Consider the following 21,605-nt stretch of genomic DNA (forward strand, 5'->3'; position numbering starts at 1 on the left):
GTCCCCAATGTGGCATTGGGGACACACAAACCGGACTCAGGCGCCGCCCTCGATCGCGTCGGGATCCACGCCCAGGTAGTTCGCGACCTGTTCGACCAGTACGTCGTGCACCAGGTCGGCCAACTCGACGCTGTCCTTCGCGCGTGCCTCCAGCGGCCGGCGGTAGAGCACGATCCGGGCACTGGTCGGGTTGCCGCGGCGGTCCATACCCGCCGGGACGAGCCGCGCCAGCGGTACGCCGCTGTCGGCGAGGACGCCGTCGGGCGGCGGCGCGCCCGGGGGCTGGGTCTCGATCTCGGGGACGTCGTCCACGGCCACGTCGAGCTTGGTCAGCTCGGTCCGCCAGCGGGCCTCGATCGGCTCCAGCGCGTCGAGCACGAGCGCGTCGAACCGTTCCGCCCGGGTACTGGCCGCCGGCAGCGTGGACGGGTAGAGGGGTCCGCGCAGACCACGACCATGCCGATCCCGGCCCCGGCGGCCGCCGCGGCGCCGCGCACGGCGAGGCATGACCACGCTCCAAGCACCTCCAGAATGCATACGCCTAGGACAAACAGGGTACTGGGGGCGTGTCATCGGTGTGCCTGCCTGCCCACCGGCGAGAAACGCGCTATCGTCCACGATCGTGCGGAACATGCGGCGTTGTTCGCGGACCGGGTGTGTCAATCCGGCCGTCGCGACGCTGACCTACGCCTACGCCGACTCGACGGCCGTAGTCGGGCCGCTGGCCACGTACTCCGAGCCGCACAGCTACGACCTCTGCGAAGAACATGCCCTGCGGCTCACCGCCCCCAAGGGGTGGGAAGTGGTCCGGCATGACGGCGAGTTCGCCGTACCCGAGCCCTCACACGACGATCTGACCGCGCTGGCCGAGGCCGTGCGCGAGGCCGGCCGCCCGGACAGGCCGGTGGAGGCCCCTGATCCCGGTGCGTCGGGCCGCCGCGGACATCTGCGGGTGCTGCCCGACCCCGTGGTCGAATAGCGGGTCGAATAGGCTCCTGGACAGGACAATCCGACCCCGGGAGAGCTTGTGCGCGACCTGTCCGCCATCTTCAAGGCATACGACATCCGCGGCTTGGTTGGCGAGCAGATCGATGCCGACGTGGTCCGCGAGATCGGCGCCGCCTTCGCGCGGCTGGTCGGCGGCCCGGCCGTCGTCATCGGGCACGACATGCGTGACTCCTCGCCCGGCCTGTCGGCGGCGTTCGCCGAGGGAGTGAACCGCGAGGGCGTCGACGTGGTGTCCATCGGCCTGGCCAGCACCGACATGCTCTACTTCGCCTCCGGCAACCTCAACCTGCCCGGCGCGATGTTCACCGCGAGCCACAACCCGGCCGCCTACAACGGGATCAAGATGTGCCGCGCCGGCGCCGCGCCGATCGGCCAGGACAGCGGCCTGGCCGACATGCAGCGCGAGGTCGAGCAGGGCATGCCCGAGTCGGGCGCCACCCCGGGCGAGCTCGAGACGCGCGACATGCTCGACGCGTACGCCGGCTACCTCAACCAGCTGGTCGACCTGTCCGGCATCCGGCCGCTGAAGATCGTGGTGGACGCGGGCAACGGCATGGGCGGCTACACCGTGCCGAAGGTGTTCGAGGGTCTGCCGATCGAGGTCATCCCGATGTACTTCGAGCTGGACGGCACATTCCCCAACCACGAGGCCAACCCGCTCGACCCGAAGAACATCGTCGACCTGCAGGCCAAGGTCCGCGAGGTGGGCGCGGACGCGGGCGTGGCGTTCGACGGCGACGCCGACCGGTGCTTCGTGGTGGACGAGCGGGGCGAGCCGGTCTCGCCGAGCGCGGTCACCGCCCTGGTCGCCAGCCGGGAACTGGCCAAGGCGCCGGGCTCGACGATCATCTACAACCTGATCACGTCCAAGGCCGTGCCGGAGATCGTCGCCGAGCGCGGCGGCAAGCCGGTCCGCACCCGCGTCGGGCACTCGTTCATCAAGCAGGAGATGGCCAAGACCGACGCCATCTTCGGCGGCGAGCACTCCGCGCACTACTACTTCCGGGACTTCTGGCGCGCCGACACCGGCATGCTGGCCGCACTGCACGTGCTGGCCGCGCTGGGCGGTCAGGACGGCACGTTGTCCGCGCTGACGCACGAATATGTCCGCTATGCCGCCTCCGGGGAGATCAACTCCACGGTCGGTGACCAGAAGGCCAGCCTGGCAGCGATCAAGGACACCTATTCCGGCCGCGACGGCGTCACCATCGACGAACTCGACGGTCTCACTGTCGAACTGCCTGGGGGCGCCTGGTTCAACCTGCGGGCGTCGAACACCGAGCCGCTGCTCCGGCTCAATGTCGAGGCGGCGGACGAGGCGGCGATGGCCGCGCTACGCGACGAGGTTCTCGCGATCGTTCGCGGTTAGGCAGACTGGAGAGCGGGAGAAGGAGGAATCGTGGCCGTACAGCTCGATCCGCAGTTGCTGGACATTCTCGCGTGCCCGTCCGACGACCACGCGCCGTTGCGCCCTGGCACCCCGGACGACCCGAGTGCCGACGCGCTGACCTGTACGTCGTGTGGCCGCCAGTATCCGGTGACCGACGGGATCCCCGTGCTGCTGCTGGACGAGGCGACAGAACCGCAGACCGCGAACGAGTGAGTCCGGTGGCTGACGAGTCCCTGCTGGACGACCCGGCCAGGCTGAGCGAGGTCGACACGGAGGGCCTGCTGCGGGCCGGCGCGCAGGCCGGCGCCCAGGTGCGTTCGGTGATCGAGATGGCCGAGGAGCGCGATCTCGGCCGTGCGCTGCGTGACTTCCGGCCACGGGCGCTGCTGCTCGTGACCAGGCCAGGGCACGGGCGTGCGATCGCTGACCTGCTGGTGGCGTTGCTCGGTCCGGCGTGCCCGGTTCCGGTCGTGGTGACCGACGAGGTACCAGGCTGGGTCGGCCCGCTCGACGTGGTGATCACGCACACCGAGGACCCGGGCGACCGTGTGCTCGCCGAGTCGATCGGCCGTGCGACCCGCTACGGCGCGACAACTGTGCTGACCGCCCCGCCTGACGGTCCCGTGGCCGCGGCGGGTGCGGGCAAGGCGTTCTTACTGCCGCCACGTGTCCCGGTGCCGCCTGGTTTCGCATTCCCCCGTGCGCTCGCGACGGGCCTGCTCGCGGTGAACATGATGGGCCTGCTGCGGACCGACATGGGGCGGGTCGCCGACGAGTTGGACAAGGAAGCCGAGAAGGGCCACCCGGCGCACGAGTCGTTCGTCAACCCGGCGAAATCGCTGGCACTGCGGCTGGCCGACCGCGTCCCGCTACTGTGGGGACTGGATCCGGCGGCGACCGCCGTGGCCGCGCACGCCCGTCATGTGCTCGCCGCGCATGCCGGATTTGTCTGCGATGTCGGGTCGTATGCCGACGCGCAGACGAGGTTCGCCTTGCATCGGGCGGCGGTACACTCGACGTCCGGTCAGGGTATCTTCGACGATCCGGACGACTTCGCCGGCGATCCGACAGCGATGCTGCGGGTACAGCTGCTGGCGATCAGCTCCGGACCGGCAGCCGACGCGGCACAGCACATGGCCGCGGAAACACTGCCGGGTGCGGATGTACTCGTGCCCGCGGAGGAGGTCGGTGCGGACGAGCCGACCAGGGCCGCGGTGCTGGCGCTGCGCTTCGAGCTCGCGGCGCTCTATCTCGGCCTCGCGGCCGGGACGATCGGCGGGTCGGGTAGATATGCACCCGCCGGCGTCTGACTAGGGAGAGTTTGAGAGTGGAGTTGCTGCGCAACGCTGTGCGGCCCTATGCATGGGGGTCGCGCACGACCATAGCCGAGCTGCTGGGACGGCCCGTACCGGCGCCGCATCCGGAAGCGGAGCTGTGGATGGGCGCACACCCCGGAGACCCGTCCCGCCTGGACGACGAACGTTCTCTGCTCGACCTCGTCGAGGCCGACCCGGTCGGCCAGCTCGGCTCGACCTGCGCCGGCCAGTGGGGCAACCGGCTGCCGTTCCTGCTGAAGATCCTCGCGGCCGAAGAGGCCCTGAGCCTGCAGGCCCACCCGTCGGCCGAACAGGCACGCGAGGGCTACGAGCGTGAGGAAGCCGCCGGGATCGCGCGTGACGCACGTGACCGCAACTACCCGGATCCCACCGCGAAGCCCGAGCTGATCTGCGCGCTGACGGAGTTCCACGCGCTCGCGGGCTTCCGTGAGCCACAACGGACCGTCCGTTTGCTCCGTACCCTCGAGACACCTGGCCTGGCCCCGTACACCGAGCTCCTGGCCGGTCAGCCCGACTCGGACGGCCTGCGCGCCTTGTTCACCACCTGGATCACGCTCCCGCAGACCTCGCTGGACACAGTCCTGCCGGAACTACTCGACGCCTGCGTGCTGCACGTCAAAGAACGCGGCGAGTTCGACCTGGAGTGCCGCACAGTCCTGGAGCTCGGCGAGGCCCACGAAGGCGACGCGGGCGTGCTCGCCGCGTTGCTGCTCAACCGGATCGTGCTCGCTCCCGGCGAGGCGATCTTCCTTTCTGCCGGAAACCTGCACACATACCTGCACGGCACAGGCGTGGAGATCCTGGCCAACTCGGACAACATCCTGCGTGGCGGCCTGACGCCCAAGCACGTCGACGTCCCCGAGTTGTTGCGCGTGCTGGACTTCAGCTGCGGCGAGATGCCCATCCTGCGCGGCGAGCAGGTCTCGCCCGGGATGTGGCGTTACCCGACGCCCGCTCCCGAATTCGAGCTGAGCCGGTTGCAGTGGGCACTCGGCGAACGCGACGAGGTCCCGTTGCACAGCACCGGACCACAGATCCTGATCTGCACATCGGGCGCGGTGCGTCTGCTGGACACCGAAGGCAACAAGGTCGAGCTCGGCCGTGGCCAGTCGGTCTGGTTGCCGGCGTCCAGCCCCCAGGTGCACGTCGTGCCGGTGGAAGGCGCGGAAGCGCAGGTCTTCCGGGCTACCCCAGGAGCCATCGTCTAGGGTTTCGACCGGACATTCCGGACGGCTCTGGGAGGACATGTGTCTGCAGGGGGCGGGACGAGGGCGATCATCGCCGCGCTGGTCGCTAACGCGGGTATCGCAGTCGCGAAGTTCGTCGGCTTCCTCATCACAGGGTCGTCGTCGATGCTCGCGGAGTCCGTGCACTCCGTAGCCGACACATCCAACCAGGGCCTGCTGCTGCTCGGGCAGAAGACGTCCCAGCGCAAGGCCACCCCGGAGCACCCGTTCGGCTTCGGCCGCGACCGGTACTTCTACTCGTTCATCGTCGCGCTGATGCTGTTCACCCTGGGTTCGGCCTTCGCCCTGTACGAAGGAATCCACAAGATCCAGGAGCCGGAACCGCTGTCGTCCCCGATAGTGGCGGTGATCATCCTGGTGGTCGCGATCGTCCTGGAGAGCTACAGCTTCCGGACCGCGATCGTGGAATCCCGGTTGATCAAGGGCGACGTGTCCTGGTGGGGCTTCATCCGCCAGTCCCGCACCCCGGAGCTGCCGGTGGTGCTGCTGGAGGACGCCGGAGCCCTCTTCGGCCTGGTGTTCGCCCTGATCGGCGTCGGCCTGGCCACCGTCACCGGCGACCCGGTCTGGGACGGCGTCGGCACGATCATGATCGGCATCCTGCTCGGCGTCATCGCGGTGATTCTGATCATCGAAATGAAGAGCCTCCTGATCGGCGAAGGCGCGACCCCGGCTGAACTGGACACCATCGTCGACGAGTTGGCCGCGGGCCGTGTCGAACGGGTAATACACATCAAGACCCAGTACCTGGGCCCGGACGAACTCCTGGTGGCGGCCAAGATCGCCCTGACCCCCGGTCTCTCCGTCGAAGAGGTCGCCCAGGCCATCGACGACGCCGAACAACGCGTCCGCGGCAAAGTCCCCTCAGCCCGCCTGATCTACCTGGAGCCCGACCTGGATCGGAGCACCTCCAAGGCTTGAGCGTCCGTCAGCGTTCGTGGTGCCGCTGCAGTCTGGCGGCAACGACGAACGGGCCGGTCAGGAACATGATCGACAGCGCGTTTCCCTGACCGCCGACGTACACGTCGCTCGCTGTCAGGTCCATGGGGAGTGGCAGGGTCACCGGCCTGACGGTCACCACCGTCAGGACGTCGCCGTCCGGCATTCTGACCGACAGGACGGTATGACCCCGCATTCGTCGGCGGACCAGGGCTCGGCCGGATCGCCAGCCGTGCTCGCGCACCGAACGCAGCCGCTTGCCCCAGCGCCTGCCCGCGATCAGGCCACTCGGCACCAGGAACACCGCACCGATCAAGGCAGTGATCATCAGCACCGCCGTCAAGAACCGTGAGTTCGGTGGATCGTCGGTCCGGTACAGGCCGTGACCATTCGGGTCGTACAAGACCGTGACGCGCTCGCCGAGCTGGTAGTCAGGGCTCGTGCCGGTCAGCCGGACGGTAACCACGCCTTCCACGTTGTCCACCGTCAACCTGACATCGAGTACCTTCGACGACTTGTCGGTGACGACTCCTTCGGCCCGCCAGCCGCCCGCTGGCAGCTCGTTCGCCATTCGCTCGATCAGAATCGCGCCCAGCACGAAGCTGACCAGCAGGGCAAGACCGGCCAGACTGAACAAGCGAGCCCTGCGGCGCAGCCGCCGGACGGCCGCGGTCGCCACGTCGAAGCTGCTGCGGTGATGGGTCAGCTCTGTCAGGTCGTCCATCCCCCAGCCGAGGACCGTGCGCAGTTTCAGCCGACGGACGTCATCGATCCCAGCCACAGCAACCAACCTAGCGGCCATCTGGGGCAGGCGAGACGAGACGTCCGACAATTGTCGGTGTCAACCCGTAGTCTCTGGATCACGCACTGTCGGGGCGCGTGTTAGGAGGCAACGGTGCCAGGTACTGGCTTGTGGCGAACGAAAACGGTCGAACAGTCCATTGCGGACACCGACGAACCGGATACCAAACTCCGCCGAAACCTTTCGGCGTGGGATCTGACGGTTTTCGGTGTCGCGGTGGTCATCGGGGCGGGCATCTTCACGCTGACCGCGCGGACGGCGGGTGACTTCGCGGGCCCGTCGGTCTCGCTGGCGTTCGTGCTCGCGGCGATCGCCTGTGCGTTGGCGGCGTTGTGTTATGCGGAGTTCGCGTCGACTGTTCCGGTGGCTGGGAGTGCGTACACGTTCTCCTACGCGACTTTCGGTGAGTTCATCGCGTGGATCATCGGCTGGGACCTGGTGCTGGAGTTCGCGGTCGGTGCGGCCGCGGTCGGCAAGGGCTGGTCGGCGTACCTGCAGGTGGTGCTCGGCTACATCTTCGGCAAGGACGTCAGCACGACGGCCACGATCCTCGGCCTGCACGTCGACTGGGGCGCGTTGCTGCTGGTGATCGTGCTCGCGGTGTTGCTGACCATCGGCACGAAACTGTCGTCCCGGGTCAGCCTGGTGATCACGGGCATCAAGGTCGCGATCGTGCTGTTCGTGATCTTCTTCGGGTTGTCGTTCGTGAAGGCCGACAACTACACGCCGTTCATCCCGGATGCGGCGCCGGCATCCGCGACGTCGGCCACGGGTGTGGACCAGACGTTGTTCTCCGCGTTGGCGGGCGGCGCATCGAGCACGTACGGCATTTTCGGTCTGCTGGCCGCGGCTTCCCTGGTGTTCTTCGCGTTCATCGGGTTCGACGTGGTGGCCACGACCGCGGAAGAGACCCGCAATCCGCAGCGCGCTGTGCCGCGTGGAATTCTGGGATCACTCGCGATCGTCACAGTGCTGTACGTTGCCGTATCCCTTGTCGTGGTTGGGATGCAGCCGTACAACGAGTTGTCCACAGCCGCGGAACCCGCTGGGCGTAAGACATTGGCGACCGCCTTCGCGGTGAACGGCCAGGACTGGGCGGCCAACATCATCTCGATCGGCGCGCTGGCAGGCCTCACCACAGTCGTGATGGTGTTGCTGCTGGGGCAGATCCGGGTGCTGTTCGCGATGTCGCGCGACGGGCTGCTGCCGCGAGGCCTTGCCAAGACCGGAAAGCACGGCACGCCGGGCCGCGCGACCATCCTGGTCGCGATCCTCGTCGGGATCGCGGCGACGTTCTTCGAGGCCGACAAGCTCGAGGAAATGGTGAACGTCGGCACCCTGTTCGCGTTCATCCTGGTCTCCGCCGGAGTCTGGGTGCTCCGCCGCACCAGGCCTGACCTGCCCCGAGGGTTCAAGGTGCCGTGGGTGCCGCTGATCCCGATCCTGGCGATCCTCGCGTGCCTGTGGCTGATGCTGAACCTGTCGGTGCTCACCTGGCTGCGGTTCATCGCGTGGATGGTGATCGGCGTGGTCGTATACTTCGCGTACAGTCGCAGGAACTCGTTGCTGGGTAAGAGAATCAAGGAAAATGCCGTCGATCGCCTGTCTTGATGTCGGATCCACGTGGACCAAAGGTGCGCTGGTCTCGGATACCGGTGAGCTGCTGGCCACGGCGCAGCACGCCACGACCCCGCCGGAAGTGCTCGACGGGGTCCAGGCGGTGCTGTCGAAACTAGGCGACGCCGACGAGGTTCTCGCGTGTTCCTCCGCCGGCGGCGGCCTGCGGTTGGCCGTCGTCGGTCAGGAGCGCCTGATCAGCGCCGAAGCCGGGTATCGGGTCGCCTTGTCGGCTGGCGCAAAAGTCGTGTACGTCTCGGCGGGCGAGCTCGACGGCGCCGGAATCCGGGCGCTGCGAGCCGCCTCGCCGGACGTGGTGCTGCTGGTCGGCGGGACGGACGGCGGCGACCGAAAGGTACTGCTTCACAACGCGAGAAAACTGGCCCGCAATCGGATAAGGCCGCCGATCGTGCTGGCCGGAAACCAGGACGCACAACCAGAAGCACTGTCGCTGATGGACGGCCGCACTGTCGTCCCTGCGACCAACGTCCTGCCGGATGTCGGTGAACTCGCGCCTGGTCCGGCGCGGGCCGCGATCCGCCAGGTGTTCTTGAACCACGTCATCGGCGGCAAGGGCCTGTCCCGTGGCCCCGCATTCCGGCAACTCGTCCGCGCGGTCACGCCGGATGCCGTACTGGCAGGGGTTTCCCAGCTGGCCGGCGAAGATGCCGTCCTGGTGGTCGATGTCGGCGGAGCCACTACGGATGTCTACTCCGCAGTGTCTATACAGGACGCAGAAGAACGCGCTGTCGCGTTACCCGACGACCGTCGAACGGTCGAAGGCGACATCGGTATGCGGTGGTCGGCGGCGGGAATCCTGACCGAAGCGGCGGCGGAGCGACTCCCTGGAACGGAGGGCCTGCAGGAGTTCGCGGAGCGGCGTGCCAGGGATGTCGACTTCGTTCCGGACACCGCCGAAGAATCCTCTGTGGACTTGAAACTCGCCGGGCTGGCGGCGATTCTGGCTGTGCGAAGGCATCTCCGGATGGTGGAGGGCAAGCTGGGGCCGCGTGGTGCCGGGCTGCTGGTGTTGTCCGGCGGGGTGTTCCGGCACGCTCCCGACGTGAGCCAGGTGATCGATCAGCTGCGGGCCGATCCCGTGCTGCGCCCGGCGATCCGGTCGGCGCGGATTGTCGTTGACCGGGACTATGTTCTGGCCCCGGCAGGGTTGCTGGCCGAGGACGGTCACGTCGAGACAGCGCGGCGCCTCTTGCGGACGATTGGCGGCGACATGGTGCCACGCTAGCTGAGTCCTGCGGCGATCGCGACGGCCTCATCCCACTCCGGGTCGGCCTGATAGTCGCGGTGCCCACGCACGCCCGGCGACCAACGCAACCCAGGAACAGGCTTGAGCTGCGGGTCCGGCAGCCAGTGATCACTGCCTAGGATGAGCGCGCCGGATTCCGTCTGCTGCGCGGCGGTCAACGGCCCACTGCTGCCGTCTGTGCGGAAACCGACGCCGATCATCTGCGAGTCGAAGACCTGCCGCCGCCACGTCGTCACCGCACCACCAAGCGGATCCGTACCACGGCACAAGGCGCGCCACCGACCGTTGAGCTCACCATGCAACTCCGCCAACGCCTTGTGCGGGACCACGCTCGGGAACGCCCGCGGATAGGCCCATTGCAGGGGAGAACCGGCTGTCACAAGCCCAACCCGCTCACGATCCTCAGGAGGAAGCGTCTCCATCAATCGGGATACTGCCACAGCGGCGATCAGACTGCCGTGACTGTGCCCGGTGATCACGACCCTGGTGTTGCGATCAGCCAGGTGTTCCGCGGCTCGTTCAGCGACCTCAGGAATGACCTTGAGCGCGTAGCACGGTGGCACAACGGGATGCGCCTCACGAGGCCAGAAACACGCGAGATCCGCAAGCACACCAAGCGTTCTGGACAGCTCTGGCCGTCGCACCGCCTGGTACACGGCACGCATCAGCGTCGCGGCCAGGAAACCGAGCGCGAAGACGCCGACTGCCGAGAACGGCGCCATCCATTCCGGCGCACCGAAGTCCCTGAGCCGCATCCAGATCGCGACCCCGGCGCCACCGCCCAACGCGATTCCGAACGCGATCAGTAAATGGTGCAGGTGGTTTCGCTGGAACCGGCCGCGCCGCCAGGCGCGCGTCGCGGTCGAGTGCTCTTGAGGAGTTGTGTTCTGGTGCAACAGATCCGCCTCGGGCGGCTGCTTGCCTTTGCGGTCGTTGTGCCACCGGTGAACGCCGGTGATCGACCCCAGGACCAGGCCGATCGCGATTGCCAGCGCGGCGGAAACGCCCCACAACAGCGTCAACGGCTCATACCCCAAGGGCAGCTGCAGATCGTTGTTGCCCAGCAGCCCGCGCACAGTGATCGCGATACCAGCACCGAACCCGCCGCCGAGCAGCCCGGCCACCGCGAGCACGATCGGCGAGATCCATCCGCCTGCCCACGGCCGCAACTCGTACGGCAGATCAGCCCAGAACTCGCGCCGCGCAAGCAAAGCCGCTGGAATCGTCACCAAACCGAAGAGCACGACCACAATCACGAGCAGGCCCGCGATGCCCTCGATCGTGACGTCCAGCGCAGGCACCCGATTCGGCAGCGGATCCCGCGTGAACGCACTGCCGATGACCAGCAGGACACCCGCGATCAGGAAAACGCGCCTGGTCACGACCCCCAAAGCGATCCGCAACCAGCGACCCGCGCGATGCGGCGCAGCGCCAGTGGGATCGTCCAGCAACAGCACACCCAACGCCGACAGCACCAACAGCACGAGCGCGGCGACCCACTGCACAGTCATGACGCTCGTACCCGGCAACAACGCCAGCACGGCCAACGCGGCAACCGTGTGAAGCGCGCGCAGCGTCGGCGTGTCCGGGTCGGCGGTGAGACTCGCGCCCGGCATCCGTTGCGGCCGGTTGCCCGGCACTGGGCCAGGCATCGGCGGCGCGTTCACGTTCCACGTCACCGAGGACACCCGGCCAAGCAACAGAATCACGAACGCCGCAGGTAGCAGTCCTACAACAGGACGGAATCCCGGCCACGTGCGCAGCCAATCCGGCACCAGACCGGACATGCACGGCGAACCGGGCGCCAGGCACTGCGCCGCGACCAGGTCGAGGCTCACCACTGCTACTTGCGTGACGAAGAGCACAGTCAGCAGCAGCGCGGCGAGCCGTAGTAACGAGCGGCCGATCAGGCCCAACGCTGCGGCGGGACGGTTGTCATGGGGGACCGGCGGCAGCATCCAGTGCGCCATGTTGGCGAGGGTGAACGGGAACATCAGCGCCCACGTGGACTTCGTCACGCCGCCCGAGGTCATCCCGCCCCAGACGTATCCCTCGATCGTGCGCGGCACCGCCCGGACCGCGGTGTGCAGCATCGGGCCGGGAGCCGGGCGGCGCAGCCGATCCGCCGGGCGCACGATCCGGCCGACGCCGTCACCTGCGACATCGACCGCGGCCACGGCGCCGACCAGGGATTCCGCGGTGGTGCCCATGATGCCGTGGACACGCAGTTCGACCACGCGTGTCTCGCGTCCAGGCATCAGCACGACGACTCCAGTGAGTGACCAGCGGTAGTGTTCCGGGGACCGAGTTTGGAGGGAATTGGACGATGACCGCTGAAGACACGCGGAACGAAACCGGGACCCGGTTCGCCGGCAAGGTCGGCGACCTCGACTTCGCGGTGGCGGATCTGTCCCTGGCCGAGTTCGGCCGCAAGGAGATCCGGCTGGCCGAACACGAGATGCCGGGTCTGATGGCGCTGCGGCGCGAGTACGCGGAGGTGTACCCGCTGCGCGGCGCCCGGGTCTCCGGCTCGCTGCACATGACCGTGCAGACCGCGGTCCTGATCGAGACCCTGGTCGCGCTGGGTGCCGAGGTGCGCTGGGCGTCCTGCAACATCTTCTCCACCCAGGACCACGCGGCCGCGGCCGTGGTCGTCGGCCCGCACGGGACCGAGGAGGAGCCCAAGGGCGTGCCGGTCTTCGCCTGGAAGGGCGAGACGCTGGAGGAGTACTGGTGGTGCACCGAGCAGATGCTCACCTGGCCCGGCGACAAGACCCCGAACATGCTGCTGGACGACGGCGGCGACGCGACCCTGCTTGTGCACAAAGGTAAGGCGTACGAAGAGGCCGGAGTGGTTCCCTCCGCGGAGGAAGACGACCCGGACGAGTGGAAGGTCATCCTGGCCACGCTGCGCGCCTCGCTCTCGGCGGACCCGTCCAAATGGACTGGAATCGCCGCGTCCATCAAGGGCGTGACCGAGGAGACCACCACCGGCGTGCTGAGGCTGTACCAGTTGGCGGCAGCCGGTGAGCTGCTGTTCCCGGCGATCAACGTCAACGACTCCGTCACCAAGTCGAAGTTCGACAACAGGTACGGAATCCGCCACTCCCTGATCGACGGAATCAACCGAGGCACAGACGTACTGATCGGCGGCAAGGTCGCCGTGGTCTGCGGCTACGGCGACGTAGGCAAAGGCGCGGCAGAATCCATGCGCGGCCAGGGCGCCCGCGTGATCGTGACCGAGATCGACCCGATCTGCGCCCTGCAAGCCGCGATGGACGGCTACGCAGTCAGGAAACTCGAGACAGTCATCGGCGAAGCCGACATCGTGATCACCACGACCGGCAACAAAGACGTGGTCACAGCCGACCACATGTCCCAGATGAAACACCAGGCGATCCTCGGCAACATCGGCCACTTCGACAACGAACTCGACATGGCAGGCCTCGCGCGATACCCAGGCATCCGCCGGATCAACATCAAGCCCCAGGTCGACGAATGGGTGTTCCCCTCAGGACGCTCAATCATCGTGCTGTCCGAAGGCAGGCTGTTGAATCTTGGAAACGCCACAGGCCACCCATCATTCGTGATGTCGAACTCCTTCTCCAACCAGGTGATCGCCCAGATCGAACTCTTCACCAAGAACGAGGAGTACGACAAAGAGGTCTACCGCCTCCCCAAGAAGCTCGACGAGTACGTCGCCAAAATCCACCTCGAAGCCCTAGGCGGCGAACTCACCAAACTGTCGAAAGAACAGGCCGAATACATCGACGTCGACGTCGAAGGCCCCTTCAAATCCGAGCACTACCGCTACTAACCCAAACCCCGGCCCGGCAACAGTCCGCCCCCAGGGCCCAGACCATTGCCGGGCCGCGACTCGCCAGGATTCGCTTCCCGACGTACGCCAGTCGGCCCCAATCGCCGTGGAGCCGACCGGCGTGCCCGGTCACCAAGCCTGAGGGTGTCCGGCGTGCCCGGTCAGCGCCGCCGAGCGGGACGCGAGCCCGGTTACCGAGTTTTGAAGGTCTGGCGGGCCTAGCCCGGCGCGCCCCCGGCGAAACCCGGCCCAAACTGGAGTCACCTTTCAGGGACATGCATCAACAAAGAGAGGCGCCGGCGGTCGAAAGCGTGCGGTGTCCTGGGCTTGTGTGGTTACCCTGGGGCAGGCCGATCGAGGGTGGGGGCGCGAACCGCCCTTCCGTCCTCATCTGAGGGAGGTTTGCCCGCCCGGCAGGGCATGATCTCTCAACAGAAAAAGCGCCACAATCACCAGCGCTCAAGTCCTGCGAAACCCAACCCTGACCAGCAAAACCAACCCCACCCGCCCCCTACACAAGAAAAAGACATGCCCCCACCCACCACTGGGGGGCGTCCCTGCGCCAGTCTATCGGGAAAGCAAGATCAGCAGGGGGTTGAAAGAGGCGAACCCGCGCGAAAGGGCCGTTCGCACGGGGTTCACACCGATGGCGTAGCGCTGCAAGAGCAGTTCAAGGCCATTCGATTTGGATCGCGGCCATTCCGGCGGGCAGGTCGGTGAAGTAGCCGCTGGTAACGCGACCCAACCCGCAAACGAGCCCCTCAATACCAACAGGCTCGGCACCCTCCCGAGTCCGGAACTGGCGGATCACCCGAGAAGGCAAAGCCCGCCGATGAAAAGCGTGCTGCACAAGGTAAGTCCCCACGCCGCGCAAGAAAGTCCGTTCCATCCCGGGTGAAGGGCCGCCACTGCCATCGGTGATAGTAAAGCAGAAAACGTGTGTCTCGCCTTCGGAAAGCCTGCGGTCGAACAGGAATTCCATTGCCATCACGCCTTTTTCCGGCGTGCGGCGGACTCGGCCAAGGCGGCAGCCTTCGGCGGTGGTGATCTCGATGCGGTCGACGAGGCACCCTTCGTCTCCGCCGTGCGTCGCGAAGTACCGGTCCGGTCCGGATCGGGCCGCTGTCACGACGAATCGGGTTGTCTGGGTGCGTTGTTCGCGGTGTGGCCCGAGTTGGATGTAGTCGTGTACCGCATCGATCCGGAGGTCCGCGTTCGTCTTGTTCTCGGGGAGGACGTCGAATTCGGTGAGCAGGTCCGTGGCGTTCTGCCAGACTCGGCTTACTTCCGTGAATTTTGGGACCACTTCGTCCGGGCGGCCTCGCTGGCGGGGGCCGATCAGCACGACGAGTGAGTCCGGCGGCAGGCGCAGGACTGTCTCCAGCGCGCGTACCGTGTCTATCGAGCGGGGGACCTCGGGGTGCCTGAGGCCGCGTTGCCAGTAGCTGAGAGTCGACTGACCGATTTTCACACCCAGCCGCTGCAGATGCGCCGTGATCCGGGTCAGCGACAGGCCCCGGTACTCGATCGCCTCACGCAGCGCACGGTGGAAAGGCCCATATCGCAGTGCGTCGCTGAGTCGTTCAGGCAGCGGGCCGTTGTCCACCTCTCGGATCGCCTTCCCCTCGAGCAGCCGTTCACGACCTGTGAACGAGCCGTGAACGTTCACAGTAGTTCCTCGTGGGAACGAGAGGTAGCCGCGAACGATCCCCTTGCCCGCACACCGGGGTTGCCGTGCGGGATCACCTGATCGCAGTGTGTGTCACCAAAGCCGTGCCAATTGCCATGACCGGCCACCCTGCATCCGGTCATCGCACTTGGCCCGGCACGTTGAGGGCGAGAAGGGAGCCCAAGCCCATGCCTGCGCCATGGCTCACGCGGCGTCTGCCCGCGACCGCGATCCTCGGCGCCGGCCTCGCCCTCGGGACGGCCTTGCCGGCCGTCGCCGAACCGGCGCCGATGGCCAAGGTGATCGCCAGGGGCGAACGTGAGGCGGTCGCCGAGACGGCCCCCGCCAAACGGGAACCACTGCTGCTTCTTGTGGCACTGGGCGGGCTTGCCGTCGGCGCTGGTGGCGTTTTCTCCGCACGGCGGGTGCGGCAGAAGGTTCCACAGGAATAAGTCGTGGCCGGGTCGCCCCGGCCACGACTAGGGCCTTACTGCAGATAACCCGTCCACATCACGGCGTTTCCGCCGGAGCTGCCGACGATCGAGCCGCTGGAGTTGTTCACGGCTGTGGCGAAGTCGATCGTTCCCGGCGGGAGGTCGAACAGCGAAGCGAGCTTCGTCGCCGTGCCGTCCGGAGTCCAGACCGCTGCGACGTAGCGGCCGTTGGCCGCCTTGGTGTCGCCGACGACGGCACCCTTTGACGTGATTGCCATGCCGCGGGATTCCGGCTTGGCGACGTCGGGCAGCGCGCCCATCGCAGTCCTGCGGCTGTCGGTTTCCCAACGGACAGCACGGGATCCGCTCTCCATCGCGTAGAACCGGCCTGCGGCTTGGCCGAGGTCGTTGACGCCGTACGCCTCGCTGTCGCCGGAGAACTCGAGCTGCGCGACTGTTCCGTCCGGGCTCCAGGTCACGGCCACCGGCGGGTGACCGGCGGACTGGCGGGACCAGCCGACGATCTTGCCGGCCGGGTTGATCGCCGACGGGTTGCTGACCGTGTGGCCGGACATCATGCCGAGGACCGAGGCGGCGCCGTTCGACGACCAGCGGACCGCGTGACCACCGAAGGACGACCCGTCCACGGAGCACTGTCCGACGATCACGCCCTGGTTGTTGATCGCTGTCGCCTTGCAGTGGTTGTCCCCCTGGGGCGTGGCGAGAGCCGTCGCCGTGCCGTCAGGCGCCCACTTGATCGCCCGGCGGTTGCCGGTGCCGTCGGAGCCCTCCCCGACGACCGTGCCGCCGTCGTTGATCGCGTTGGCCGCGCTGCCGCTTCCGCCCGGCAGCGTGCCGAGATCCGTCACGGCCTTGCCAGGCTCCCATTTCACCGCGTGGGACGTCGAGCCGACGTTCGACCAGCCGACGGCCACGTTGCTGTTGTTGATCCCCCACGCACCGCTGGCCACGCCCAGCTCCAGCGCGTCGAGCTGGATGAGCATCCGGGTGCGCCCGGCCGAGGCCGGTCCGGCGATCAACGCGAGCGCGGCAGCGGTGCAACTGCCCACGATGAGCAGTCTTCTGATGGTGTTCAAAAGATTTCTCCAACCCCCATGTTCGCGGTCGGACCCGCGAATCAACGCCAGGTTAAACGATCAGCGCAAGTCCGATTAGGGTTGCGGCGTGGGTCGACTGGTGGTCATCGAAGGGCTCGACGGTTCGGGTAAACGCACGCTTACACGTGCACTGACCGAGGCATTCGAGCGTCGCGGAACGAAGGTTGCACAGCACGCATTTCCGCGTTACGGCGAAAGCGTGCACGCGGATCTGGTCAGTGACGCGTTGCACGGACGCCTGGGTGACACCGGGGACTCGGTGCACGGCATGGCGGTCTTGTTCGCGCTCGACCGCCACGGTGCAAAAGAGACACTCATGCAGGACATCCAGGACTTCGACGTGGTGCTTGTGGACCGCTACATCGCGTCCAACGCGGCCTACCAGGCGGCGCGGCTGCACCAGGACGAGCGTGGCGAGGTCGTCGAGTGGATCCGGGCGCTCGAAGTGGACCGGCTCGGCCTGCCTGTGCCGGACATGCAGCTGCTGCTCAAAGTGCCTGTCGACCTGGCCGTCAGTCGCGCGGAAACCCGCGACCGAGTCCGGGACACCTACGAAAAGGACGGCGGCTTGCAGGCCAGATGTGCGCGCGTTTACGACGGCCTCGCCGAAATCGGCTGGCTCGCGCCCTGGCTTGTGCTCGACGGCACCGGCGACGTCGATTTCACCGAGCTGAGCTGCACCCTTATGGCTGACGCGTAACGCCCTTGGCGGCTGATACGGATAGGTCACCATCACGACCAAGCCCGCGAGCGGAGCGAGGCGATCGAACGGAGTGAACGGGTGATACACGGGCAAGATCAGCGGGTTGCGCACGCCCCCGCCGGCGAAAGTGCGACGATGGGGGGCATGAAGGCACGCGTGCTGGTTGTGGACGACGACCCCGCCCTCGCTGAGATGCTGACGATCGTGCTCCGCGGTGAAGGGTTCGACACCGCGGTCGTGGCCGACGGCTCCCGCGCGCTCCCCGCGCTGCGCGAGCTCAAACCCGACCTCGTGTTGCTCGACCTGATGCTCCCCGGCATGAACGGCATCGACGTATGCAAAGCGATCCGCGCGGAGTCCGGCGTCCCGATCGTCATGCTGACCGCCAAGAGCGACACCGTTGACATCGTGCTCGGCCTGGAGTCCGGCGCGGACGACTACGTGGTCAAGCCGTTCAAGCCCAAGGAGCTGGTGGCCAGGGTGCGGGCGCGGATGCGGCGCACCGAGTCCGAGCCGGCCGAGGTGCTGGCGATCGGCGATCTGACCATCGACGTCCCGGGCCACGAGGTGACCCGCGAGGGCAAGGCGATCCAGCTGACCCCGTTGGAGTTCGACCTGCTGGTGGCGCTGGCCCGCAAGCCGCGCCAGGTGTTCACCCGTGAGGTGCTGCTGGAGCAGGTGTGGGGCTACCGGCACGCGGCGGACACCAGGCTGGTGAACGTGCATGTCCAGCGGTTGCGCTCGAAGGTCGAGAAGGACCCGGAGCACCCCGAGGTCGTGCTGACCGTGCGGGGCGTGGGGTACAAGGCAGGCCCTCCGTGATACTGGACGTATGAGGCGGTTCTTCGCGCGGTCCAGCCGGCTGGTCATCCGGCAGGCGGGCCGCGCGGTCGCGTTCAGCCGTGAACGCGCTCTGGCGTTCGGCGAGTTGTGGCGCCGTTCGCTGCAGGTGCGCGTCGTGGTCAGCACGCTGGCGCTGTCGTCTGCCGTGGTGTTCGTGCTGGGCATGGTGCTGCAGAACCAGATCACCGACCGGCTGCTGACCAGCAAGCAGGACGCGGCCACGGCCGAGACGCTGGTCGCGGTGTCGGTGGCCGACCGCGAGCTGCAGGGCGCCGACGTGCTGGCGGACGGGTTCCGTGAGCGCATCAGCAACGCGTTGAACAAGCTCTCCAGCTCGTCCGACGACGACACCGGCACAGCCGACTCGGTGGCCGGCGCGTTCGAGCCGGTGATCGCGTACGACGGCCCTGACGTGTCGGAAAGCGTGTCCGTCGGCGAGTACCTGGACGTGCCGGAGTCGCTGCGCGCGTTCGTGCAGACCAATCAGATGGCCCGGCAGATCGCGACCGTCGAGCGTAACGGCGCCCGGACCACGTTCCTGTTCGTCGGCGCGCCTGTGACCAGCGCGAGCCGGACGTTGCAGCTGTATCTGATGTTCCCGCTGACCTCCGAGCAGAACACCATCAACCTGGTGCAGAGCACGCTGATCGTCGGCGGGCTCGTGCTGCTGTTGCTGCTGGCCGGCGTCGCGAACCTGGTGACCAGGCAGGTCGTCCGCCCAGTCCGGCGTGCCGCCGAGGCCGCCGAACGGTTCGCCGCGGGTGAGCTGGACGAACGGATGGTCGTGGTCGGTGAGGACGACGTCGCCAAGCTCGCCGAGTCGTACAACCAGATGGCCGAGAGCATCAAGTACCAGATCCGCCAGCTTGAGGAGTTCGGCCAGCTCCAGCGGCGATTCACGTCCGATGTGTCGCACGAGCTGCGCACGCCGTTGACCACCGTGCGGATGGCCGCCGACGTGCTGCACGCGTCCCGCGCCCAGTTCCCCGCGGGCCTGGCCCGGTCGACCGAGCTGCTGGTGGACGAGCTCGACCGGTTCGAGTCCCTGCTCGGCGACCTGCTGGAGATCAGCAGGCTGGACGCGGGTGTGGAGGAACTGGTCGCCGAGATCACCGACGTCCGGGCGATCGCCAAACGCGCCCTGGACTCGGTCCGGGTGATCGCGGAGAACGCGGGCAGCCGCATCGAGCTCGAGCTGCCTGCAGCGCCCGCGACCGCGGAGGTGGACGCCCGGCGTGTCGAACGGATCCTGCGCAATCTGCTTGCCAACGCGGTCGACCACGGTGAAGGCCACCCGGTCCGGCTGCGGATGGCATTCGACGACAACACGCTCGCGGTGACGGTCCGGGACTACGGCGTCGGCCTGCGGCAAGGCGAAGCCGACCTGGTGTTCAACCGGTTCTGGCGGGCTGACCCGTCCCGCAACCGGCACACCGGTGGGACTGGCCTCGGCCTGGCGATCAGCGTGGAGGACGCGCGGCTGCACGGTGGCCGGCTGGAGGCGTGGGGCGAGCCGGGCCGTGGCGCGAACTTCCGGCTTCTGTTGCCGCGCAACCAGGACGTCGAGGTCGGCGAGAGCCCGTTGCCGCTGCGCCCGGCCGACGACGCCGAACCCCCGGCTGAGCCCACCGCGCAGGCTCCGTCCGGACAGGTCCAGGCCGCCACCGCCGAATCGTTGGAGGAAGTCCGGTGATCCGGCGCCTGATCCCCTTGCTTGCGTGCACGCTGTTAGTCGCCTCGTGCGCCAACATCCCTGAACAGACCGCTGCCCAGGTGATCCCGAACTCGGGCGTGCAGACCACCCGTGAGGTGCAGCTGCCGGGCAAGAACACCGACCCGATCACCTTCGTGCGCAGGTTCATCGAGGCCAGCGGCGACACCGAGATCGCCCGCGCGTACCTCACCGAGCAGGCCAAAAAGAGCTGGCGGCCGGAGAACCAGCCGACGATCATCGACGACAACTACAGCACCGTGCCGCAGCCGGTGGACAAGGAGGCCGAGGACACCGCGGTAGTCGAGATCAAGGGCGTCAAGAAGGGGTCGTTGGACTCCTACCGGTCCTTCATCCCGCAGGGCGGTCCGCACAACGGCAAGGTCAAACTGGTCCGCCAGGACGGGCAGTGGCGGATCAACGAAGTGCCCAACGGCGGCCTGACCATCCCGTTCTCGGCGTTCACCAACCACTACCGGCCGGTCAACCTGTACTTCTACGATCCGTCGCGCTCAATTCTGGTCCCTGACCGGCGCTACCTGCCCGGTGCGCCGCTGGCGTCCGCGCGTGACGTCGTCGACCTGCTGCTCGGTGGTCCCGCAGCGGGCCTGCAGGGTGCGGTGAAGAGCGCGTTGCCGCCAAGCACGGTCTTACGCACCAACGTCACGCAGGCCAAAGACAGTGTGGCCACCGTGGTCAACCTGGGTGAGCTCGGCAACCTCACCGCCGAGGACAAGCAGGCGATCGCCGCTCAGATCGTGTTGTCCTTGCAGGAGGTCGCGGCGACCACCGTGCGGCTGCAGGTCGAGAACCTGCCGTTGCTGCCGGACCGCTCGGACTGGAAGGTCGCCGACGTCCCGTCGGCCAGCGATCGCACCACCCCCAAGGCCCAGCTGGCCGGGATGATGGTGGTCGGCGGCCGGATCAAGGACCTCAAGGACGGCAATCCGATCGGCAGTGCAGCGGGCGCGGGCATCGAGAACGCGGTGAGCGCCGCGCAGTCGGTCGACGGCTCCCAACTGGCGGTCGTGGAACGAACCGGCCCCAACTCCGTACAGCTGCGCGTCGGGCCGGTGACCGAAGGCCTGCGCACAGTGCTCACGGGACCTGAGATGACACGCCCGACATGGCAGTACGGCGTTCGGACCGACGAAGTCGGCAACGAGGTCTGGACGGTCAACGACGGCGTCGTGACCAGGCTCGTACGCACCCGCGAGGGCGCGTGGGATCCGTTGCCGGTGAACCAGACAGAACTGGCCGCATACGGCAAGATCACCGAGCTCCGGCTGTCCCGGGACGGTGTCCGGGTCGCTGTGGTCGCCGACGGCAAGCTCTATGTCGGTGCCGTCGCCCGGTCGCAGTCCACAGGCGTGAGCATCTCCGCGCCGAAACAACTGCTGCCCGGCGTGAGCAGCGTGGTCAGCGTCGACTGGGAGAACCCGAGCACGCTCGCGGTGGCCACGAACATGCCGAACGGCTTCGTGTGGCGCGTTCCGGTCGACGGCATCGAAGTGTTCCGCTACAACCTCGCGAACCTGACCGTGCCGTTGACCTCGATCACCGCCGCGCCGAGCCGTCCAGTCATCGTGACCGACGCGAACGGCATGTGGACCGCGACCGACATCGGCCAGTTCTGGCTGCCGCACCCCCACAACCAGGGCGCCGCCGCCCGCCCCTTCTACCCTGGTTAGGTGGCTTGGTCG

19 protein-coding genes are annotated in these 21,605 nt (G+C 67.5%); 14 read left to right on the forward strand and 5 right to left on the reverse strand.

Annotation, left to right across the window (positions count from 1 at the left end):
- Nucleotides 1-36 precede the first annotated feature (36 nt).
- Nucleotides 37-507, reverse strand: a complete 471-nt coding sequence (locus tag JOF56_RS16100; RefSeq protein WP_209638600.1) for a metallopeptidase family protein — start codon at nt 505-507, stop codon at nt 37-39.
- 124 nt (nt 508-631) lie between these two features.
- Here JOF56_RS16100 and JOF56_RS16105 point away from each other — a divergent pair, with 124 nt between their 5' ends.
- The 6 genes from JOF56_RS16105 to JOF56_RS16130 are packed head-to-tail and all read left to right on the forward strand — an operon-like array spanning nt 632 to nt 5,903.
- Nucleotides 632-979 carry a DUF3499 domain-containing protein gene (locus JOF56_RS16105; RefSeq protein WP_245379611.1) on the forward strand — a complete coding sequence of 116 codons (348 nt, stop codon included), beginning with the start codon at nt 632-634 and terminating at the stop codon, nt 977-979.
- A gap of 48 nt (nt 980-1,027) precedes the next feature.
- Entirely contained in the window at nt 1,028-2,377 is a 1,350-nt protein-coding gene (locus JOF56_RS16110; protein WP_209638603.1) for a phosphomannomutase/phosphoglucomutase, read from the forward strand.
- 30 nt (nt 2,378-2,407) lie between these two features.
- Nucleotides 2,408-2,611: a Trm112 family protein gene (locus JOF56_RS16115; protein WP_209638605.1), complete on the forward strand. Its 204-nt coding sequence runs from the start codon at nt 2,408-2,410 to the stop codon at nt 2,609-2,611.
- Between the two features lie 5 nt (nt 2,612-2,616).
- Nucleotides 2,617-3,708 (forward strand): SIS domain-containing protein, encoded by a 1,092-nt coding sequence (locus tag JOF56_RS16120; RefSeq protein WP_209638607.1) that lies wholly within the window; start codon nt 2,617-2,619, stop codon nt 3,706-3,708.
- A 17-nt stretch (nt 3,709-3,725) separates the two neighbouring features.
- On the forward strand, nt 3,726-4,943 hold the full coding sequence (manA, locus tag JOF56_RS16125; protein ID WP_209638609.1) for a mannose-6-phosphate isomerase, class I: 1,218 nt from the start codon (nt 3,726-3,728) through the stop codon (nt 4,941-4,943).
- 39 nt (nt 4,944-4,982) lie between these two features.
- Nucleotides 4,983-5,903 carry a cation diffusion facilitator family transporter gene (locus JOF56_RS16130; protein ID WP_209638611.1) on the forward strand — a complete coding sequence of 307 codons (921 nt, stop codon included), beginning with the start codon at nt 4,983-4,985 and terminating at the stop codon, nt 5,901-5,903.
- Nucleotides 5,904-5,910: 7 nt separating this feature from the next.
- Here the strand turns inward: JOF56_RS16130 and JOF56_RS16135 are convergent, their stop codons facing one another.
- Entirely contained in the window at nt 5,911-6,702 is a 792-nt protein-coding gene (locus JOF56_RS16135; RefSeq protein WP_209638613.1) for a hypothetical protein, read from the reverse strand.
- A 114-nt stretch (nt 6,703-6,816) separates the two neighbouring features.
- On the opposite strand from JOF56_RS16135, the gene JOF56_RS16140 reads away from it, so the two are divergent.
- Both JOF56_RS16140 and JOF56_RS16145 read left to right on the forward strand, forming a co-directional pair.
- The gene (locus tag JOF56_RS16140) at nt 6,817-8,334 is read left to right on the forward strand and encodes an amino acid permease (protein ID WP_209638615.1); all 1,518 of its coding nucleotides are present in this window, start codon (nt 6,817-6,819) and stop codon (nt 8,332-8,334) included.
- A complete protein-coding gene (locus tag JOF56_RS16145) occupies nt 8,312-9,586 on the forward strand; it encodes a glutamate mutase L (RefSeq protein ID WP_209638617.1) in 1,275 nt (424 codons plus the stop codon). The genes JOF56_RS16140 and JOF56_RS16145 overlap by 23 nt, the downstream gene beginning before the upstream one ends.
- Here JOF56_RS16145 and JOF56_RS16150 read toward each other — a convergent pair.
- The gene (locus JOF56_RS16150; protein WP_209648286.1) at nt 9,583-11,865 is read right to left on the reverse strand and encodes a lipase family protein; all 2,283 of its coding nucleotides are present in this window, start codon (nt 11,863-11,865) and stop codon (nt 9,583-9,585) included. The genes JOF56_RS16145 and JOF56_RS16150 overlap by 4 nt on opposite strands.
- Before the next feature lie 68 nt (nt 11,866-11,933).
- Here JOF56_RS16150 and ahcY point away from each other — a divergent pair, with 68 nt between their 5' ends.
- Nucleotides 11,934-13,424, forward strand: a complete 1,491-nt coding sequence (ahcY, locus tag JOF56_RS16155) for an adenosylhomocysteinase (protein ID WP_209638619.1) — start codon at nt 11,934-11,936, stop codon at nt 13,422-13,424.
- A gap of 670 nt (nt 13,425-14,094) precedes the next feature.
- Here the strand turns inward: ahcY and JOF56_RS16160 are convergent.
- Nucleotides 14,095-15,093, reverse strand: coding sequence for a helix-turn-helix domain-containing protein (locus tag JOF56_RS16160; RefSeq protein WP_307855125.1), 999 nt, complete (start codon nt 15,091-15,093; stop codon nt 14,095-14,097).
- A gap of 188 nt (nt 15,094-15,281) precedes the next feature.
- Here JOF56_RS16160 and JOF56_RS16165 point away from each other — a divergent pair, with 188 nt between their 5' ends.
- On the forward strand, nt 15,282-15,545 hold the full coding sequence (locus tag JOF56_RS16165) for a hypothetical protein (RefSeq protein WP_209638621.1): 264 nt from the start codon (nt 15,282-15,284) through the stop codon (nt 15,543-15,545).
- Nucleotides 15,546-15,580: 35 nt separating this feature from the next.
- On the opposite strand, the gene JOF56_RS16170 is transcribed toward JOF56_RS16165, so the two are convergent.
- Nucleotides 15,581-16,624 (reverse strand): hypothetical protein, encoded by a 1,044-nt coding sequence (locus tag JOF56_RS16170; RefSeq protein ID WP_209638623.1) that lies wholly within the window; start codon nt 16,622-16,624, stop codon nt 15,581-15,583.
- Between the two features lie 88 nt (nt 16,625-16,712).
- On the opposite strand from JOF56_RS16170, the gene JOF56_RS16175 reads away from it, so the two are divergent.
- From JOF56_RS16175 to JOF56_RS16190, 4 genes are all read left to right on the forward strand, one after another.
- Nucleotides 16,713-17,345, forward strand: coding sequence for a dTMP kinase (locus tag JOF56_RS16175; protein WP_209638625.1), 633 nt, complete (start codon nt 16,713-16,715; stop codon nt 17,343-17,345).
- A gap of 147 nt (nt 17,346-17,492) precedes the next feature.
- Entirely contained in the window at nt 17,493-18,170 is a 678-nt protein-coding gene (mtrA, locus tag JOF56_RS16180) for an MtrAB system response regulator MtrA (RefSeq protein ID WP_033392556.1), read from the forward strand.
- Nucleotides 18,171-18,180: 10 nt separating this feature from the next.
- Nucleotides 18,181-19,884 (forward strand): MtrAB system histidine kinase MtrB, encoded by a 1,704-nt coding sequence (gene mtrB, locus JOF56_RS16185; protein ID WP_209638627.1) that lies wholly within the window; start codon nt 18,181-18,183, stop codon nt 19,882-19,884.
- Nucleotides 19,881-21,593: an LpqB family beta-propeller domain-containing protein gene (locus JOF56_RS16190; RefSeq protein ID WP_209638629.1), complete on the forward strand. Its 1,713-nt coding sequence runs from the start codon at nt 19,881-19,883 to the stop codon at nt 21,591-21,593. The genes mtrB and JOF56_RS16190 overlap by 4 nt, the downstream gene beginning before the upstream one ends.
- Nucleotides 21,594-21,605: the final 12 nt, after the last annotated feature.

Source organism: Kibdelosporangium banguiense, from assembly GCF_017876405.1.
GTDB classification, from domain to species: domain Bacteria; phylum Actinomycetota; class Actinomycetes; order Mycobacteriales; family Pseudonocardiaceae; genus Kibdelosporangium; species Kibdelosporangium banguiense.

Excerpts from the sequence above, each read along its gene's own strand:
- JOF56_RS16100 (WP_209638600.1), bottom strand. The coding sequence starts at position 507 with ATGCCTCGCCGTGCGCGGCGCCGCGGCGGCCGCCGGGGCCGGGATCGG.
- JOF56_RS16105 (WP_245379611.1), top strand. The coding sequence starts at position 632 with ATGCGGCGTTGTTCGCGGACCGGGTGTGTCAATCCGGCCGTCGCGACG.
- ahcY (WP_209638619.1), top strand. The coding sequence starts at position 11,934 with ATGACCGCTGAAGACACGCGGAACGAAACCGGGACCCGGTTCGCCGGC.
- JOF56_RS16165 (WP_209638621.1), top strand. The coding sequence starts at position 15,282 with ATGCCTGCGCCATGGCTCACGCGGCGTCTGCCCGCGACCGCGATCCTC.
- mtrA (WP_033392556.1), top strand. The coding sequence starts at position 17,493 with ATGAAGGCACGCGTGCTGGTTGTGGACGACGACCCCGCCCTCGCTGAG.
- JOF56_RS16150 (WP_209648286.1), bottom strand. The coding sequence starts at position 11,865 with ATGCCTGGACGCGAGACACGCGTGGTCGAACTGCGTGTCCACGGCATC.
- mtrB (WP_209638627.1), top strand. The coding sequence starts at position 18,181 with ATGAGGCGGTTCTTCGCGCGGTCCAGCCGGCTGGTCATCCGGCAGGCG.
- JOF56_RS16145 (WP_209638617.1), top strand. The coding sequence starts at position 8,312 with ATGCCGTCGATCGCCTGTCTTGATGTCGGATCCACGTGGACCAAAGGT.